Below are 17951 nucleotides of genomic sequence, written 5' to 3' on the forward strand. Positions count from 1 at the left end.
ATTAAAAATAAATGTGTAAATAACATGATTTGGGAGACCTTTTGTTTTACTTGAGGGGCATGACTTCATTAAAAAACAAAGAATGCAATAATATTTTTATTTCGAATAAGCTTTATACAAAGACAGAAAAATTATTTATTCGCATATTATAATAAGAATGCGTGTATATATAAAACCATTTGAAAAACTCTGTTGTTTCTTATGAATTATTCTTAAGTTAATAACAGATGTAACATTAAAGATTGATATAATAGACCGGCTTCTTAACTGTATAAGTATAAAAATGATGGTGTTTAGTAAGCTTTGTATTATATCCTCATTAAGAAATATGAAAAAAAAACGAAATGTCTTTTAGAAAGAAATGACTATCATATCAATGACTTTTTAATGATGTATATGTAGAGATTCATACAAACATGCTTTACAGAAATAAAGACTCTCTTCCATGAATGTGATTTATCATTGTTTACCAAGAGAGAACATTTTGAGTGTTCATAAACAATTTTCTTTGTTCATAAAAATTATTTCACAAACATATTATTAATTAATTGCGTTCAAAAAGCTTGCTATTTCATATGCATTTTGGAAATGGAGAGCTTATATTCAAAACTTAAAAGTTCTCATAGTTTTTACAAATAAGCCGAAGCTAAAAAGAGTATCCCATAAAGCCTTTTTTATCATTAGGAAGATGGACGTGTTACAATATAAATGGCAATCAGCAATAATATAACCGCAACAAGTAAAGAAATCCACAAAGGAGGGTGTAGCATTACAAAAAAGGATAAAAATCCTCCTGTCATACTCATCATTGCAAAAACTTTAACAAATGGAGAGATTGCTTTTTTTTCTTCCCATCGCTTAATAGGGGGACCCAAAATACGATGATTATTCAACCATTGATGAAAACGTGGAGAAGAACGCGTAAAACACCATGAGGCAACCAATAAAAAAGGCACAGTTGGCATAATAGGTAATACGACACCGATAATACCTAATATAACCATCGCCCACCCTGCTATATAATAGCAGATACGTAAAGGGTGCGATATCTTCAAATCTTTTTTCATTTTCTCGTACTATTTTCCTCTACGCAAAACCCTATACAAAAACATTGTATCTGTTTTTTTCTGTTTACATGTCTGAGTGCACAATTACGCTCTACCCCTTCATGTGTAAGTGTCTTTGCTGTTATAAGTTCCTTGAAAATACCGAATAGCTTACACAATATTATAATCATTTTAAATGATTTCAAGAAAAGAGGAGAGATTTTAGAAAAACAAAAAAATAAAAAGGCTGCAGAAGAAATCAATGCAGCCTCTTAATTAAGAATGCAGTTTTGGGGGGGAGAAAATTTACTGCATTCACCTGCTAGATATTAGGAGGAAAAATAACCTAGCACCCCGGACTCTAATTAAAATAAAAATGAGAAACAATATATAAAAATGCATGGCTGATATGCATGAATTTTAACACTTTCAAGTCTCTTGAACTGTGTTTCGACGAAAGAAAATCATCATGAAAATAGCCATAAAAATCAACGTCAAGATCAACACAATTGTGGAAGCAGAATCAGAGCCGATAAATAAGCTGAGATAAATCCCTAAAAAACCAGAAAAAGCTGCAACAAGTATCGCGATCATTAACATAAAAGAAAACCGCTTTGTGACAAGATAGGCAATTGCTCCTGGTGCTATCAGTAAAGAAATAACGAGTACGATACCTACAGCTTTCAAAGCTGCAACAATTGTAAGAGAAATCATCGTTAGCAGGGTATAGTGGAGTAGAGATATTGGTAACCCCATTGCACGTCCTTGAACTGTGTCAAAAATATACAGCATAAAGTCGCGCCATTTTGCTGCTAAAATAAAAGTGACAACAGCGGAAATGATTGCCGTCTGCGTTATATCAAGCCAGTTAACACCCAAGAGATTACCAAATAGAATATGATTCAAATCTAAGCTACTATAAATAGACGTGGCTAAAACAAGCCCCAAACCAAACATTGAAGAAAAGACCACACCCATCACCGTGTCCTGTTTGATACGGCTATTGCTCCCTAAAAAACCCGTTAATAGTGCACACACCATTCCTGCAACAAAAGCACCGCAAGTAATCAAAGTCATTGTAATATTCTCTGGACGCATATGCTGAAACCAAGCAAATGGCAAAGAAGTTAAAAATGCGATTACCCATGGTGTTGTCATATAACCAACAACAACACCTGGAAAAACTGCATGAGAAATGGCATCGCCTAACAGCGCCCATCCTTTCAAAATAAGAAAACAGGAAAGCATCGCCATGGGAATAGAAAGAATCATGACAATAAGCATACCCTTAAGCATAAAAGAAAACTGAAACGGAAGCAGTAATTGATCAATCATGATAATATTACACCCTTTTTTGCCGCATTTATGCGTAAGCGCGCAGCAATAAACCCATGTTTAGGAGCAAAAATAAAAGCCAAAACAAATAAAGATGCTTGAAAAAGCACTACAACCCCCCCTGTTTGTGCATTCAAAAAATAACTCACATAAACACCCAAGACACTTGTGAAGGTTCCAATTACAACTGCAATAACCAAGATGTTCACGAAACGATCACTTAAAAGATAGGCCGTTGCTCCAGGTGTCACAACAAGACAAATGACTAAGAATGCTCCAACGGTTTGCATCGCAGCAACAGTACAAGCGGCAAGCAATGTGAAAAAGAGAATCTTTAAAAATTTTACGTTTAATCCAATGGCATGCGCATGCGTTTCATCAAATAATGACACAAGAAGATCTTTCCATTTCAAAAGCAATATAAGCAACGAAACAAAGCCGATAAAAGCCAATTGTAGAATATCTGTTGAACTCACTGCTAAAATATTTCCCAAAACAATCGTATCAATATTAACAGCCATTGGTTTTAATGATTTGAGAAACAACCCAAAGGCAAAAAAGGAAGAAAAAATGAGCCCAATAATGGTATCTTCTTTAAGCTTTGTCCGGTGGTTAAAAAAGAGCATTGCTGCTGCTGCAAGACCACCAGAAAAAAAAGCGCCGAGTGAAAAAGGTAACCCTAAAAGGTAAGCTCCTGCTACACCAGGAACAATCGAATGGGAAAGTGCATCACCAATCAATGACCAACCTTTTAACATCAAAAAAGCTGAAAGAAAGGCACAAACACACCCAACTAACCCAGAAACCCACATTGCATTCACCATATATTGATAGCTCAGTGGCTCAAGCAACCAAGAAATCATGCAACGTGCTCCACTCTTTCAATATCTTCACAAACTGCAGACTGCTTTCTTCCCATGAAAACATCATTTTTTTTGTGGTTTGAAGATCAAAAATATGGTGGTGCAAAGACCCTCCAAAAGTTTTCTCCAGATTTTCCTTTGTAAAGATTTTTTCTGTTAACCCAGAAGCTAAAACAGTACCTTTTATTAAAACTGTATGATCACAAAATTCGCGAACAGAACCCAAATTGTGAGTTGAAACCAAGATCACTGCTCCTTCTTTACGGAGATCTTGTAACAAAGCAATGATTTTATCTTCTGTTGTAACGTCAACCCCTGTAAACGGCTCATCTAATAAAATAGCTTTTGCTTTCTGTGCAAGAGCGCGCGCTAGAAAAACACGCTTTTTCTGTCCACCAGAAAGTTCTCCAATTTGGCGCTTGGCAAAAGCCAACATATCAACGCGTTCTAAGGCAATACGAACGGCTTCATAATCTTGTGTACGGGCATAGCGAAAGAAATTCATATGACCGTACCGCCCCATCAATACAACATCTTCAACCAAGACAGGAAAATTCCAATCAACATCTTCACTTTGAGGAACATAAGCAATAAGATTTTTTTTCAAAGCTATATCAACGGGCAAATCAAACATACGAATTTTTCCCTTTGAGGGGCGTACAAACCCCATAATCGCTTTAAATAACGTTGACTTACCGGATCCATTAACACCAACCAATGCCGTAATAGAACCCTTTGGACTTTCAAAATTCACTTCGCGTAAAGCTGTATGTCCATTACGATATGTTACCGTTACTCCTTGGGCAAAAATTCCACATTCCGTCATTGGTTTTTTACTCCCTCTACTAAAGCATTGCTAATACGTCCACTCGTGACACGTAATAAATCAATATAAGTGGGTACCTCACCATTTTTCTCACTTAAAGAATCAACATAAAGAACACCACCGTATTTAGCCCCTGTTTCTCTGGCAACCTGCTTGGCAGGCGCAGGGGAAATAGTGCTTTCAGAAAAAACTGCATGAATATTGTATTTGCGAACCATATCGATAACATGCTTGACCTGCTGTGGTGTTCCTTGTTGGTCAGCATTGATGGGCCATAAATAAAGTTCTTTTAGATCAAAATCACGCGCCAAATAGCTAAAAGCCCCCTCACTGGTCACAAGCCAACGTTTATCTTGCGGTACAGCTTCTAATTCAGCCCTAATTGGATCAATCGTTGCACGAATTTTCTGTTTATAAATTTCAGCATTCTGTTTATAAATTTCAGCATGTTCAGGATCATATTTTACAAAAGCATCGCGAATATTATCAACGTAAATCAAAGCAGAGGTCGGTGACATCCACGCATGAGGATTGGGTTTACCGCTAAAGGGTCCCTCACCAATTTTAATGGGTATAATACCTTTTGAAACAACAACACTTGGAACATCCTTGATATTTTGAAAAAACTTTTCAAACCAAAGCTCTAACTCTAAACCATTCCACAATACAAGGTTAGCTCCCTGAGCACGCATAAGATCGCGTGGGGTGGGTTGGTATTCATGAATTTCCGCACCTGGTTTTGTAATGGATTCAACATCAGCGGCATCACCTGCTACATTGCGTGCCATATCAGCAATGATAGTGAATGTCGTAACAGCTTTAAATTTACCAGCACACAAAGCAAAATTGGGTGTAAAAAAAATAACACTTCCAAAAACTATGGTGAAAAACGTTCTTACGTTCATTGATTCTCTCTTTCCTTTATATGCCTTCTTTTTATTGCAAATAATTTGCATTATCATTTAGCAATAGCAGTTATCTTTTACATTTGCAATGAAGGATTAAGAGAAAAAATAACTTTTCAAGATGTTTAAAAACAGTTTTTTCATATTGAAAAAATTGATGATTTAAGCAGCTTGTTTTGGTAAGGAGGTTCCCTTTCAAGAAGGTCTATAGCTCTTGAATGCCAAACAAAAAGGGAGCACTCAAAAATGCTCCCACTTCATGTAAAATATCTCATAAAAAATGAGAATACTCAGTAGCGTAAATATGCACCTGTCATTTTGGTAACATTATCCACGATCTTTGAGGCAAGCTTTTCTAAATCTTCATCTGTTAGAGTCCGTTCTATGGGCTGAATAGTTACTTCAATTGCAACAGATTTTTTATCTTCACCAAAGCTTAAATCTTCAAAAATATCAAAAACCTGCACTGAATGAATAAGTTTTTTATCGGCTCCACTTGCCGCCCGAATAATAAGAGAAGAGGCAACAGTTTTATCCGCTATAAAGGCAAAATCACGCCGCACCATTTGAAAAGGTGAGAGTTTCAAAGGAGGGCGGCTTTTGGTCGTTTTTTTCTTTGATTCTGGAATTCGGTCTAGAAAAATTTCAAAGCCGCATAAAGGTCCACTGACATCTAACTTTTCTAATGTAGCAGGATGAAAAACACCAAAAAAACCAAGAATAATCTTTGATCCAAGTTTTATGACACCTGAACGACCAGGGTGATACCAATCAGGTGCTCCAACTTCAATCTGCACTTTCCCAACATCCATATCGCATGCTTCTAAAATAGCTAAAGCATCTGCTTTGGCATCAAAAACATCAACGACGGTTGCATTTCCATTCCAAAAACGCCCAGCCCCTTTAAATTGCTCTGTTCCGCGACGAATTCCACTAACAACACGGTGTTGTTTATCAGGGGTGTCGCCCTCATAAATACTTGAAACTTCAAACAAAGCAAGATCGGAAAAACCACGATCAGCATTTCTTTGTGCCGCTATAATCAAACCAGGTAAAAGGGAAGGACGCATCATTGACATATCAGCAGCAATAGGATTAACTAATTTAAGCTCTTCTTGACCTCCTCCAAAAGCAAGAGCTTGATTTTCAGAAATAAAAGACCATGTTACCGCTTCTTTCATACCACGTTGCACTAGAGCCAAACGTGTAGCACGTGAACGAATTTGTGCGCATGTTAAAATTTGATCTTTTCCTTCTGCAAAGTTTTCCAAAGGAATAGGTTTAATTTTATCTAACCCATAAATTCTCATAACCTCTTCCACCAAATCGGCTTTACTCATAATATCAGGGCGCCATGATGGTACTTTTACCGTAATAACATCTCCTTTTCCTTCAACAAAAAATCCAAGTTTTGTTAAAATAGAGATGACTTTTTCAGGCTCTATTTCCAAATTTGTTAAACGTTTAATTTCAGAAAAAGGAAAAGCGATCTGTTTGATTTCTTGTTGCTGATAGCCAACGATCCTCTTTTTAGATACTTCACCACCACAAAGACGTAAGACCAATTCTGTTGCAATCTCAAGTCCTGTTTCTATAAAAGCCGGGTCAACACCTCGTTCAAATCGATAACGTGCATCACTGATAAGACCTAATGCTCTTCCTGTTTGTGCAATGCTTCGCGCATCCCAAAGCGCCGATTCAATAATAACGCGATGTGTTGTTTCATCACAACTCGTTCTTTCACCGCCCATGATACCGGCAATCGAAACAACCCCCTCATCATCTGCAATGACACAATTCTTAGCGCCCAGATGATAGATTTTTCCGTTCAGTGCTTGAAGCTGCTCTCCCTCACGCGCGCAACGTACACACAAATTACCTTTAATTTTATCTGCATCAAAAACATGGAGTGGACGACCAAGGTCAAAACTGATGTAATTGGTCATATCAACAAGCGCATTAATCGGTCTCAAACCAATTGCATTCAAACGCTGTTGCATCCACTGTGGTGATTCGCCATTTTGAACATTGCGTACTTCACGCCAAGCGAAACCTAAACATAATGATGAACCTTGCGAAAAATCTAATGAAACATCGAGAGGTGTTTCAAAAGAAGGCTCAAATTTTGACAAAGATAATTCTTTTAATTTTCCCATTCCAGCGGCAGAAAGATCACGAGCAATACCGCGAACACCTGTACAATCGGAACGATTGGGGGTCAAACCAATATCAATGATCGGATCATCTAAACCAGCATAAGCTGCAAATGAATCTCCAATAGGTGCATCTTCTGGAAGTTCGATAATTCCCTCATGTTCATTTGATAATTCAAGCTCCGCTTGCGAACACATCATCCCAAAACTTTCAACCCCGCGGATTTTTCCTACAGATAATGTCACATCAAGTCCTGGGATATAAGTGCCTGGTAGTGCCAGAACACCTACAAGACCTGCTCGTGCATTTGGTGCTCCACAGACAACTTGAACAGGTGTAGCAGTTCCTGTATCGACTGATAAAATTTGAAGTTTATCGGCATCAGGATGTTTTATTGCTATTAAAACTTTTGCAATCACAAAACCTTTTAAAGAAGACCGATCATCAACGTGATCAACCTCAAGACCGATAGCGGTTAATTTTTCACAAATTTCATTCAAAGATGCATTTGTTTCTAAGTGATCTTTTAACCACGACAATGTAAACTTCATTTTAAAACCTCACATGAAAGCGATGACTAAGATCACACATTTTTATTAGGAAAAAAAGCAGGCATATCAAAGCAACGAAAGCCATAATGGTCTAACCAACGCAGGTCAGCATCAAAAAAAGCCCGCAAATCAGGCATACCGTATTTCAACATGGCAATACGATCAATGCCCATGCCCCATGCAAAACCTTGATATTCATCGGGATCTAAACCAACATTTTTCAACACCTGGGGATGCACCATTCCGCATCCTAAAATTTCCAACCAATCCTGTCCTTCTCCGAACTTTACTTCTGAACCAGAACGATCACATTGAATATCCACTTCCATAGATGGTTCGGTAAAAGGGAAAAAAGAGGGACGAAAACGCATTTTTACAGAGGGAACTTCAAAAAATTCTTTACAAAAGGTTTCATGTAGCCACATCATATGGGCAATGGTGGAGGTTTTATCGATGACAAGACCTTCTACCTGATGGAACATGGGAGAATGTGTTGCATCCGAATCCATGCGGTAAGTTTTTCCAGGAATAATGATTCGTATCGGTGCTTTTTGTTTTTCTAGTGTACGAATTTGTACGGGTGATGTATGGGTTCGCAATAATTTTCGTTCTCCCATTTTATCAACATCAAAAAAGAAGGTATCATGCATTTCACGCGCTGGATGCCCTTCAGGAAAATTCAATGCCGTAAAATTATAATAATCTGTTTCAATATCAGGTCCCTCTGCAAGAGAAAAACCCAACTTTGTATAAATGGCAATAATTTCCTCAATCACTTGTGAAATAGGATGAATGCGTCCCCGTTCTATAGGTGAAGAGCGAACAGGCAAGGTAACATCAACTGTTTCACGAGAAAGACGGGCATCCATTGCCTGTCTTTTCAAAAGATCACGCTTTTGTGCCCATAATTCTAAAATGCGATTTTTTAATCCATTAAGAACTGGTCCAACTTTATGGCGCTCGCCAGCATCCATTTTTCCTAATTCTTTTAATTTTTCAGAGATACTACTTTTTTTACCCAATGCTGCAATACGCACTTCTTCAAGTGCTTGTTCATCACCTGCTGCCTCTAAGGCTAAACAAATTTCTTGTTCCAGATGCTCAATATCATTCATATTTTTGCCTATTTTTTAATAAAGAAAAACCCGCACTCGCAATAGCCAGCACGGGACCTCGAATAAATGAATGCTTTAAGAGAACACGACTGGCTTATTTGACAGCGCCTTCGAAAGCATTAGGTGTCGTATCTTTTAAATATTCTAAAGCTTTTTTTGCCGAAGCTACTAAAGCAGAAAATGCTTCTGCCTCATGGATTGCTATATCTGAAAGAACCTTACGATCAACCTCAATACCGGCTTTTGATAAGCCATCAATAAAACGTCCATAAGTTAAACCTTCTGCGCGAACAGCCGCATTAATTCTCTGAATCCACAAAGCACGGAAAGTACGTTTCCTATTTTTGCGATCACGATAAGCGTATTGCTTTGAACGATCAACCGCTGCTTTAGCTGCACGAATGGTATTTTTACGACGACCGTAAAAACCTTCAGCCTGTTTAAGAACTTTTTTGTGCTTAGCGTGTGCTGTCACACCTCTTTTCACACGAGCCATATTATAATCTCCTCAAAATCAAAAGCGTAAGGTTTAAATACCATTCGGCAAATAATGCTGAATGACTTTTTTAGCATCTTGTTCACACAAAACCATTGTTCCACGTGCATCGCGAATAAATTTATTCGAACGCTTAATCATGCCGTGGCGCTTACCGGCAGCTGCTACTTTAATTTTGCCTGACGCAGTGATTTTAAACCGCTTTTTAGCGGATGATTTGGTCTTCATCTTGGGCATTTTGCTACTCCGTACATTAATTTATTCAATCAAACATTTTATTCACTCAAGCGGACCAACGCTTGAACAAGCATTTAAACAGCCACGGCATGCCCTGCCGGGCGGCTCTTAAAGACGTTTTCATAAGCTAGTATACACAAAATAGCAAGACCGTATTACAAAAAAATCGGCGCTCCATTGCCTTGAAGCTCAACCAAAGGTGCTGGAATTGCATTTGTTTTGATGGCTGCTTTACATAAATCGGCAATAATGCATTGCGTACATTGTGGTTTACGGGCTTGACAAATATAGCGACCATGTAAAATCAGCCAATGATGCGCATGGTGAATATAATGAACCGGTATAATCTTTAATAATTTTTTCTCAACAATTTCTGGTGTTTTGCCAGGCGCCAAACCAAGACGATTGCTTAAGCGAAAAATATGTGTATCTACTGCCAATGTAGGCTGACCAAAAGCAACATTCAAGACCACATTAGCCGTTTTGCGCCCCACTCCAGGAAGGGCCATGAGTGCTTCACGCGTATCGGGTACTTGACCGCCATAATAATCAATTAAACAGTTGCAAAGCGCATAAACATTACGTGCTTTTGCACGCCAAAGGCCAATTGAACGGATATGATTTGCTATTTCTTCTTCCCCTAATGCAACCATTTTTTCCGGTTGATCAGCAAGGCAAAATAATTCTTTTGTCGCTTTATTAACGCTTACATCTGTCGCTTGAGCCGAAAGCACAACGGCAACTAAAAGTGTAAAAGTATTTATATAGTTAAGATCACTCTTAGGTGTTGGGCGTTGCACAGAAAAACGGCGAAATATTTCCGCAATTTCATCTTTATTATACAATATACTAGATAAATTTCGCACCTTTGATAATTTTATGTTACTTTGAGGCATTGAACTCTCTTAAATCTTCTCTCTTGAAGTTATCATTCACGCTCGCCATATGAGAGGAGTGCAGCGAACACTTTTATAGAGTTTGGTCAAGTAAAGCCGTTTTAAAGAGGATACTCATGAATGACACATGTGACGCCTTTCTCCAATCCTTTTCTTTTAGGGTTTGAAACCGTAGAAAAAATATTGCAACGTATCGGTAAAGCTGATGAGGCTTACCCAGCTTATAATATTGAACGTTTGCATAAAAGTGATGATGCAAATCATATCCGGATAACTTTGGCTGTTGCTGGATTTAAGATTAACCATCTTAATATTTTACTCGATGATAATCAATTGGTTATTCATGGTAAACAAACAGACAACCAAAATCATCAATATTTATATCGCGGTATAGCTGCGCGACAATTCCAGCGAACCTTTGTTCTCGCGGAAGGGATGCATGTTACAAATGCAGAGTTGAAAAATGGTCTTTTATCAATTAATCTGTATCAACCAAAATTAAAAAAAGAAATAAAACAGATTCCAATTAAAGTCAGTAGTGGTGAGTCATAAAAGTTAAGGCGTAAAGGAACAGTGAAATGGGAGAACACAAACAAAACTTGTCGTTTCAGAACACATCCTACTCTGATGCGGGACAGATTGCCTATTTAAAAAAAGTTTGTACAGATGATCTGGCTAAAAACTTTCCAGATCTTCCACCGATGACCCCAGGCATTACGATATGGGCTCTCTTTGGTGAAACAGGTTATCCTATCATTTTATCCGATGAGCGTTCTATCGCCCTTGCTGGAGCCAATGAGCATGAACTACAAATTGTAACTCTGCACTAGATTACCTTACGAGAAAACGCTGTACTCTTTGTAAATTCTATCTGTTTTTTCGTAAAGGGTGTAATGTGAGTTATAATGAGATAAGTATTGGTTTATATTCATAATTAATTTTTTACAACTGGAATGAGAGTCCCGAATATCATAAGGTTCTCTCATTTTAGATCCTCTTGTATTAAAACAATTAAAGTCACTTGCTTGTATGTCACACGCAGGGAAGGCCGTGTAGATAAAAACGCTTGAAGGAAGGAATAAAAATATCTCTTGTTAATTGTCTTAATTACCAAGGATGTTCGCAATATTGGGGATGAGAAAAATGTATGATGGTGTCAGTTATCTTCTTCATAAGTGTGAAGATGTCCCTTATAGATTTATATTATTCACGGGGGCTGTTATACCATTCATAGGCGCTATCGTGAAATGGGCTCGAGTGCATTGAAAGATGTCTCTTTAAAATGAGTACATAAAGGCTATACAAGTGTATTTTGTTTGGTGTGTTTTGTTCTTCCTGAGGGGAGTAGCTCTATTGAAGAGTGTAAAAACAAAAGCATGAGATAATGCGTCATCATTATTTAAAAGATATTTTTATGAATGCTTTTGAAAGGTGTAAAGCTGAATTGTAAGGAGATAATAGATTTTTACCACGATTTCTTTATATTCTTTCCAATTCCAGAGATTACGCAAACAGATAGATGCAATATACTAACCAAATCTGGCATACAAAAATCTGGAACTGTTCATGTCACACTGAAGCGTTTTGATATTTGTCTCAAACGTGGACTTGCACAAGGATTAGATGTTGATTAACAGGTAATAAAAAACAAAGGCTTTATGAAAAAGTTTATGCAGAGCTTTTAATTTTGTGCTTCAAATGCCGCAGTACAAGGTATTTTTCTCTTTTGAATATTAAAGCTCTTGTTTTTATAATGAAGTTACAGCACAAAAAGCAAAATGGAATTATTTGAGGGGAAAAAAATAATGCCTTCTTACCGTTCAAGAATATCAACCCACGGGCGTAATATGGCAGGAGCCCGCGGACTTTGGCGTGCAACAGGGATGAAAGATACTGATTTTGGTAAACCCATTATTGCGATTGCGAATTCTTTTACACAATTTGTACCAGGGCATGTTCATTTAAAAGATCTTGGGCAATTAGTCGCACAACAGATAGCAGTTGCCGGTGGTGTTGCGAAAGAATTTAATACCATTGCTGTAGATGATGGAATTGCGATGGGGCACGATGGAATGCTCTATTCGTTGCCCTCACGTGAAATCATTGCTGATTCTGTAGAGTATATGGTTAATGCACATTGTGCAGATGCACTTGTCTGTATTTCTAATTGTGACAAAATTACGCCTGGTATGTTAATGGCTGCTTTACGGTTGAATATTCCGACAATCTTTGTTTCAGGCGGTCCTATGGAAGCAGGTAAGATTAAATGGAAGGATCAAGATCTAACGGTTGATTTGGTCGATGCCATGGTTGCAGCAGCTTCAGAACAGAATTCAGAAGAAGAAGTGGCTGAAATGGAGCGTGCTGCTTGTCCTACATGTGGTTCTTGTTCAGGAATGTTTACAGCCAACTCCATGAATTGCTTAACGGAAGCATTGGGGCTTTCGCTTCCCGGAAATGGATCAATGTTAGCAACACATGCAGATCGACGGATGCTTTTTGAAGAAGCTGGAAAACAGATTGTTGCATTGGTTAAACGTTATTATGAAAAAGATGATGAAACAGTCTTGCCGCGCTCTATTGCTTCACGCAAGGCTTTTGAAAATGCAATGACCGTTGATATTGCTATGGGGGGATCAACCAATACAGTACTGCATCTTTTAGCCGCGGCGCAAGAAGGTGAGGTGGATTTTACCATGACGGATATTGATCATCTTTCACGTCGTGTTCCTGTTTTATGTAAGGTTGCTCCTGCTGTCGCGAATGTACATATGGAAGATGTTCATCGCGCTGGTGGTATTATGGGGCTTTTAGGTGAACTGGATGCGGCGGGACTCATTGATACGTCAACTTATACGGTTCACGCAAAAACAATGAAAGAAGCTCTTTACCGTTGGGATGTGAAACAAACTAATGAACCAACAGTTCGTACATTTTATCGTGCTGCTCCTGGTGGTATTCCAACACAGACAGCTTTTAGCCAATCTTGTCGCTATGAGAGCCTTGATCTTGATCGTGAAAAAGGTGTGATTCGCGATAGGGAACATGCATATTCACAAGATGGAGGATTGGCAGTTCTTTATGGAAATCTTGCAAAAGATGGCTGCATTGTAAAAACAGCAGGCGTTGATCAATCAATTTTAACTTTTAAAGGTCCGGCAAGAATTTTTGAAAGCCAAGATTCAGCTGTTTCAGCTATATTAACTGATAAGATTAAAATAGGTGAAATTGTTTTAATCCGTTATGAAGGTCCACGTGGTGGACCTGGAATGCAAGAAATGCTTTATCCAACAAGTTATCTCAAATCTAAAGGATTGGGCAAGGTTTGTGCACTTGTTACGGATGGACGTTTTTCAGGGGGAAGTTCAGGGCTCTCGATAGGACATATTTCACCAGAAGCTGCTGAAGGAGGAGAAATTGCGTTGGTGGAGGAGGGGGATATCATAGAAATTGATATTCCAAATCGTAAAATTCATATGTTGGTGGATGACGTTGAGATGAAGCAGCGCCGTGCTAAGATGGAAGCAAAAGGAAAAGGTGCTTGGCAACCGATAGAGAAGCGTCAGCGTAAAGTTTCAAAGGCTCTCAAAGCCTATGCAGCGATGACCACATCTGCTGCAAAGGGTGCAGTACGTAATATTTGATGAGATGAATGACGCGTCTTATAAAAGAGAGATAGTATTCTGATTTTTTGCATCTTTTACACGATATTCTAAGCTAATTATTTTATGAGCTTATCAGAATATTTCGAGTCATGATCAGTATGATTAAAAAGCTATCAATACAACTAAAAGCTGCTGCGGATTGCTTATTTTAGCAGCTATGTAAGACAGATAAAGATAGATATGGTATGATTACGTTTCATATCATATTTCAATTTTATACGAAATTACGATTTCCTGTTCTTATATTTATGAAAGATATTTATTGTACTGGTGGCATTATCTTGTTGTACCGTAAAAACACTGTCATTTAGAGCTGTGATATACGGCATCCTACTTAATATATTTAGTGTGTGGTGAATATTCTTAGACTTGTTTATCAAACTTTGAGTTTAAGTGAATTACATGACTAGGAAGTCAAGGTAAATCCCTTAGAATCTGGACTGTTTGCAGACTTGATTCGAATGAAAATCCTTATCCTTTGAGGTGCGGGAAGGAGTTCAAAGATGTTTATGAAAATAAAGTACTGCTGTGATATATCTGATTATATGTTTCATATGAAAACAGTAAAAGAGCTCTTTATAACTTAAAATGTGAAGAAAATGCGAGATCCATTATCCATGAATTTATTATGAAAAATGGGGAGGCATCCCAACACCGACAGCTTTAAACTAAAACTGTTGCTATGATAACAATAATATTGATTGTGAAAAAGCATAATTCATTAAATGTTGCGTATTTGCAAGGTGGAGGAGATTTCATGACAATCTTTGCAAAAAACGACTATCTTGTAAAAATAGTCGATATTGACCAATTTTTTGTATACGGGCCAATGTTGATCTAAGGAAATATGAAATATAATGCATAGGATTTTGCCTCTATATGCATTACACTTATCAAAATATATTGTGTAGAAAAGAGATGGGAATACGGTAAACAACAGTTTGTGCTGTGGCATATCAAAAAGGGATACTTTATCTCCTATTAAGAAAGCTTTTTAATAAAAAATAACATCCGTTTTCTATAAAGGGTTACTCTTTTCAAGCTGTTTGAGGTGGTAAATTGCTTCTAAAGCTTGTTTAGGGGAGAGTTCATCGGGATGGATATTTTTTAAAGCTTCGTGAAGTACACAATGTTTGTTTCTTGCTTCATTGACGGGAGATGTTGCTTTAAGAGAAAAGAGTGGTAAATCATCAATGAGTTTAGGTCCTTTTCCAGCCATTTCACCTTGTTCTAATTGATGGAGTACATCTGTTGCTCGTGTAATAACGGCTGGGGGAAGTCCAGCAAGCTTTGCGACTTGTACACCATAGGAACGGTCAGCAGCTCCTGGTGTGACCTCATGAAGAAAAACTACATCACCATCCCAATTTTTGACTTTCATGGTTACATTATGCAGTCTGTCAAGTTTTTCGGTAAGTGCGGTCATTTCATGAAAATGGGTAGCGAGAATAGCACGACAATGGTTAACCTCATGGAGATATTCAACGGCAGCCCAAGCAATAGAAAGTCCATCAAAAGTTGATGTCCCACGCCCTATTTCATCAAGAATAACAAGGGAATGGTGGCTAGCATGATTGAGAATCGTTGCTGTTTCAACCATTTCCATCATAAAGGTTGAGCGCCCCCGTGCAAGATCATCGGAAGCCCCGACACGACTAAACAGGCGATCAACGACACCAATATGTGCTGAAGTCGCTGGAACGAAGGACCCCATTTGCGCCATAATAGCAATGAGAGCATTTTGCCGCAAAAAAGTTGATTTTCCTCCCATATTAGGCCCTGTCAACAGCCAGATTGCTGCATATTGCTGATTTTCTTGCACAGAGAGATCACAATTATTGGCAATAAAAGGTTCTGCTGCTTGTTTGCGGAGTGCTTGCTCGACGACAGGATGGCGTCCTGCTGTGATATGAAAGGTAAGTGAAAGATCAATTTTAGGTCGGCAATAGCCTTGTTCTTCAGCAAGATATGCTAAGGCGACAGAGACATCTAAAATAGCAAGTGCTTCAGAGGCTTTACGAATAAAATCAACTTGTTCGGTAATTTCCTGAACGAGAATATCAAAAATCTCTAGTTCAAGTGTCAATGCGTGATTGGCAGCATGGGCAATACGGCTTTCAAGGTCAGCAAGCTCTGTTGTCGTAAAACGCATAGCGTTTGCCATTGTTTGCCGATGAATAAAATGTGCTTTAGCTTGTGGATTATTTGTAAGGGCAGATGCTTGTGTACTGGTTACTTCAATGAAATAACCTAGAATATTATTATGCTTTATTTTAAGAGTCTTAATATCTGTTTCTTTGGCATATTGCGCTTGAAGTTCAGCAATGACACGGCGCGATTCATCACGTAAAGCACGCATTTCATCGAGCTCTTTATGATAATTTGAACGAATAAAACCACCATCACGTTTAAGGAGTGGGAGATCATCAGCTAATGTTTGTTCTAAATGAAAGTACAACGCTGTGGGTAAGTTTGAGAACACCTGTTGTACATCACTTATTTCTTGAGGCAGAAGCTCATTATCAAGAAGTTGATGCAATTCACGAATGATTTCAAAGCCGCGCTGGATTGTCGCCATATCACGGGGACCTCCTCGTCCAAGAGCCAAACGTGAAACGGCGCGGGGCATATCTGGTCCCCCCTTTAAAATAAGTTTTATCGCTTCCGCAAGAGAAGGATTATGTAGAAAAAAATCGATAGAATCCAAACGCGTATCAATAGCTGAAGGAGTTGTGAGGGGAGCAATAAGGCGGTCAATAAGAAGGCGTGATCCTCCTCCTGTTACAGTGCGATCAATAGCTTTTAATAAACTTCCATCCCGTTGACCTGATGTCGTTCGAATAAGTTCAAGGCTTAGTCTGGTTGCAGCATCAATAAAAAGAGTTGCACTTTCATTTTGGCGCTCAGGCTGCATGAGGGGAGGGCGATGCGTGATTTGTGTTTTTTCGATATAACGAATAGCAGCTACAATTGCAGAGAGTTCACAGCGTGAATAATCGGCAACGCCTTCAAGAGTTGAGAGTTTAAAATAATTGCAAATATCGCGTTCAGCGGTGAGTGCATCAAAGAGACAAGCAGGTTGAGGTGAAACGATACGATCAAGAACACTAAAAAGTGACTTATGAGATTTATCATGAAAAAATGAATCAGAAACAATGATTTCTTGTGGATCCACACGCATAATATCTGCCAAAAGTTTTTCTTGGCGGCTTTCTGTTACACGAAATATGCCTGTTGAGATATCAATCCAAGAAAGAGCAAATTCCTCTCCATCACTGGTTTTTATACGGGAAAGTGTCATCAAATAATTTGCGCGTGTTGGATCAAGAAGTTTTTCTTCTGTTATTGTTCCAGGTGTTACAAGACGAACAACATCACGCCGAACAACAGATTTTGAGCCACGTTTTTTTGCTTCAGCAGGATCTTCTATTTGTTCACAAACAGCAACGCGGTAACCACAAGCAATCAGTTTTTGTAAATAATCATCTGCAGCATGAACGGGAACACCACACATAGGAATATCTTGTCCTAAATGTTTTCCGCGTGCTGTGAGTGTGATTCCTAAAGCCTGAGCAGCTTCAATCGCATCATTAAAAAATAATTCATAAAAATCCCCCATTCGGTAAAAGAGAAGGGAATCATGATGGACGGCTTTGATTTCTATGTACTGCTCCATCATAGGTGTAAGACGTTCTTGAGAGGAAGCAGATGGGGAAGAAGGCTGTGGAATTAAATTATTTTTATGATTGTTTTTTTTATCCATTTGTACGAGGCCTGTTTCCTTTAAGTGAAGTTTTTACTCTTTTTTGTTTACTTCAATATCTATTTATCTCTAAATTGCAACGCATCATCAGATTTGCTA

Annotated in this window: 13 protein-coding genes and 1 pseudogene; 3 read left to right on the forward strand and 11 right to left on the reverse strand. The window is 38.3% G+C overall.

What is annotated here, in order from left to right:
- Positions 1-680 precede the first annotated feature (680 nt).
- From ACFIME_RS08365 to nth, 10 genes and pseudogenes are all read right to left on the reverse strand, one after another.
- Positions 681-1067: a YbaN family protein gene (locus ACFIME_RS08365; protein WP_375633686.1), complete on the reverse strand. Its 387-nt coding sequence runs from the start codon at positions 1065-1067 to the stop codon at positions 681-683.
- A gap of 408 nt (positions 1068-1475) precedes the next feature.
- Positions 1476-2381, reverse strand: a complete 906-nt coding sequence (locus ACFIME_RS08370) for a metal ABC transporter permease (protein ID WP_273790250.1) — start codon at positions 2379-2381, stop codon at positions 1476-1478.
- On the reverse strand, positions 2378-3244 hold the full coding sequence (locus ACFIME_RS08375) for a metal ABC transporter permease (RefSeq protein WP_375611406.1): 867 nt from the start codon (positions 3242-3244) through the stop codon (positions 2378-2380). Before ACFIME_RS08375 ends, ACFIME_RS08370 begins: the two co-directional genes overlap by 4 nt.
- Positions 3241-4070 (reverse strand): annotated as a pseudogene (locus ACFIME_RS08380) (manganese/iron ABC transporter ATP-binding protein). Before ACFIME_RS08380 ends, ACFIME_RS08375 begins: the two are co-directional and overlap by 4 nt.
- Positions 4067-4975, reverse strand: a complete 909-nt coding sequence (locus ACFIME_RS08385; RefSeq protein WP_375620851.1) for a metal ABC transporter substrate-binding protein — start codon at positions 4973-4975, stop codon at positions 4067-4069. The pseudogene ACFIME_RS08380 and the gene ACFIME_RS08385 overlap by 4 nt, the downstream one beginning before the upstream one ends.
- 290 nt (positions 4976-5265) lie before the next feature.
- Positions 5266-7680, reverse strand: a complete 2415-nt coding sequence (gene pheT, locus ACFIME_RS08390) for a phenylalanine--tRNA ligase subunit beta (RefSeq protein ID WP_375684787.1) — start codon at positions 7678-7680, stop codon at positions 5266-5268.
- A gap of 32 nt (positions 7681-7712) precedes the next feature.
- Positions 7713-8795, reverse strand: coding sequence for a phenylalanine--tRNA ligase subunit alpha (gene pheS / locus ACFIME_RS08395; protein WP_375684788.1), 1083 nt, complete (start codon positions 8793-8795; stop codon positions 7713-7715).
- Between the two features lie 94 nt (positions 8796-8889).
- A complete protein-coding gene (rplT, locus tag ACFIME_RS08400; protein WP_012754515.1) occupies positions 8890-9291 on the reverse strand; it encodes a 50S ribosomal protein L20 in 402 nt (133 codons plus the stop codon).
- Positions 9292-9324: 33 nt separating this feature from the next.
- Positions 9325-9528, reverse strand: coding sequence for a 50S ribosomal protein L35 (rpmI, locus tag ACFIME_RS08405; RefSeq protein WP_183193590.1), 204 nt, complete (start codon positions 9526-9528; stop codon positions 9325-9327).
- 155 nt (positions 9529-9683) lie between these two features.
- A complete protein-coding gene (nth, locus tag ACFIME_RS08410; protein ID WP_375684789.1) occupies positions 9684-10424 on the reverse strand; it encodes an endonuclease III in 741 nt (246 codons plus the stop codon).
- A gap of 120 nt (positions 10425-10544) precedes the next feature.
- On the opposite strand from nth, the gene ACFIME_RS08415 reads away from it, so the two are divergent.
- The 3 genes from ACFIME_RS08415 (at position 10545) to ilvD (ending at position 14068) form a co-directional block, all read left to right on the forward strand.
- Complete coding sequence (locus ACFIME_RS08415) at positions 10545-10976, forward strand: Hsp20 family protein (RefSeq protein WP_375612819.1); 432 nt, start codon at positions 10545-10547, stop codon at positions 10974-10976.
- A 26-nt stretch (positions 10977-11002) separates the two neighbouring features.
- Complete coding sequence (locus tag ACFIME_RS08420; protein ID WP_012754519.1) at positions 11003-11254, forward strand: DUF1150 domain-containing protein; 252 nt, start codon at positions 11003-11005, stop codon at positions 11252-11254.
- Between the two features lie 975 nt (positions 11255-12229).
- Positions 12230-14068, forward strand: a complete 1839-nt coding sequence (ilvD, locus tag ACFIME_RS08425; protein ID WP_375661972.1) for a dihydroxy-acid dehydratase — start codon at positions 12230-12232, stop codon at positions 14066-14068.
- Between the two features lie 1039 nt (positions 14069-15107).
- Here ilvD and mutS read toward each other — a convergent pair.
- On the reverse strand, positions 15108-17852 hold the full coding sequence (gene mutS / locus ACFIME_RS08430) for a DNA mismatch repair protein MutS (protein WP_375661971.1): 2745 nt from the start codon (positions 17850-17852) through the stop codon (positions 15108-15110).
- Positions 17853-17951: the final 99 nt, after the last annotated feature.

Origin of the sequence: Bartonella sp. AP1QHHD, assembly GCF_042196265.1 — a bacterium.
GTDB lineage: Bacteria > Pseudomonadota > Alphaproteobacteria > Rhizobiales > Rhizobiaceae > Bartonella.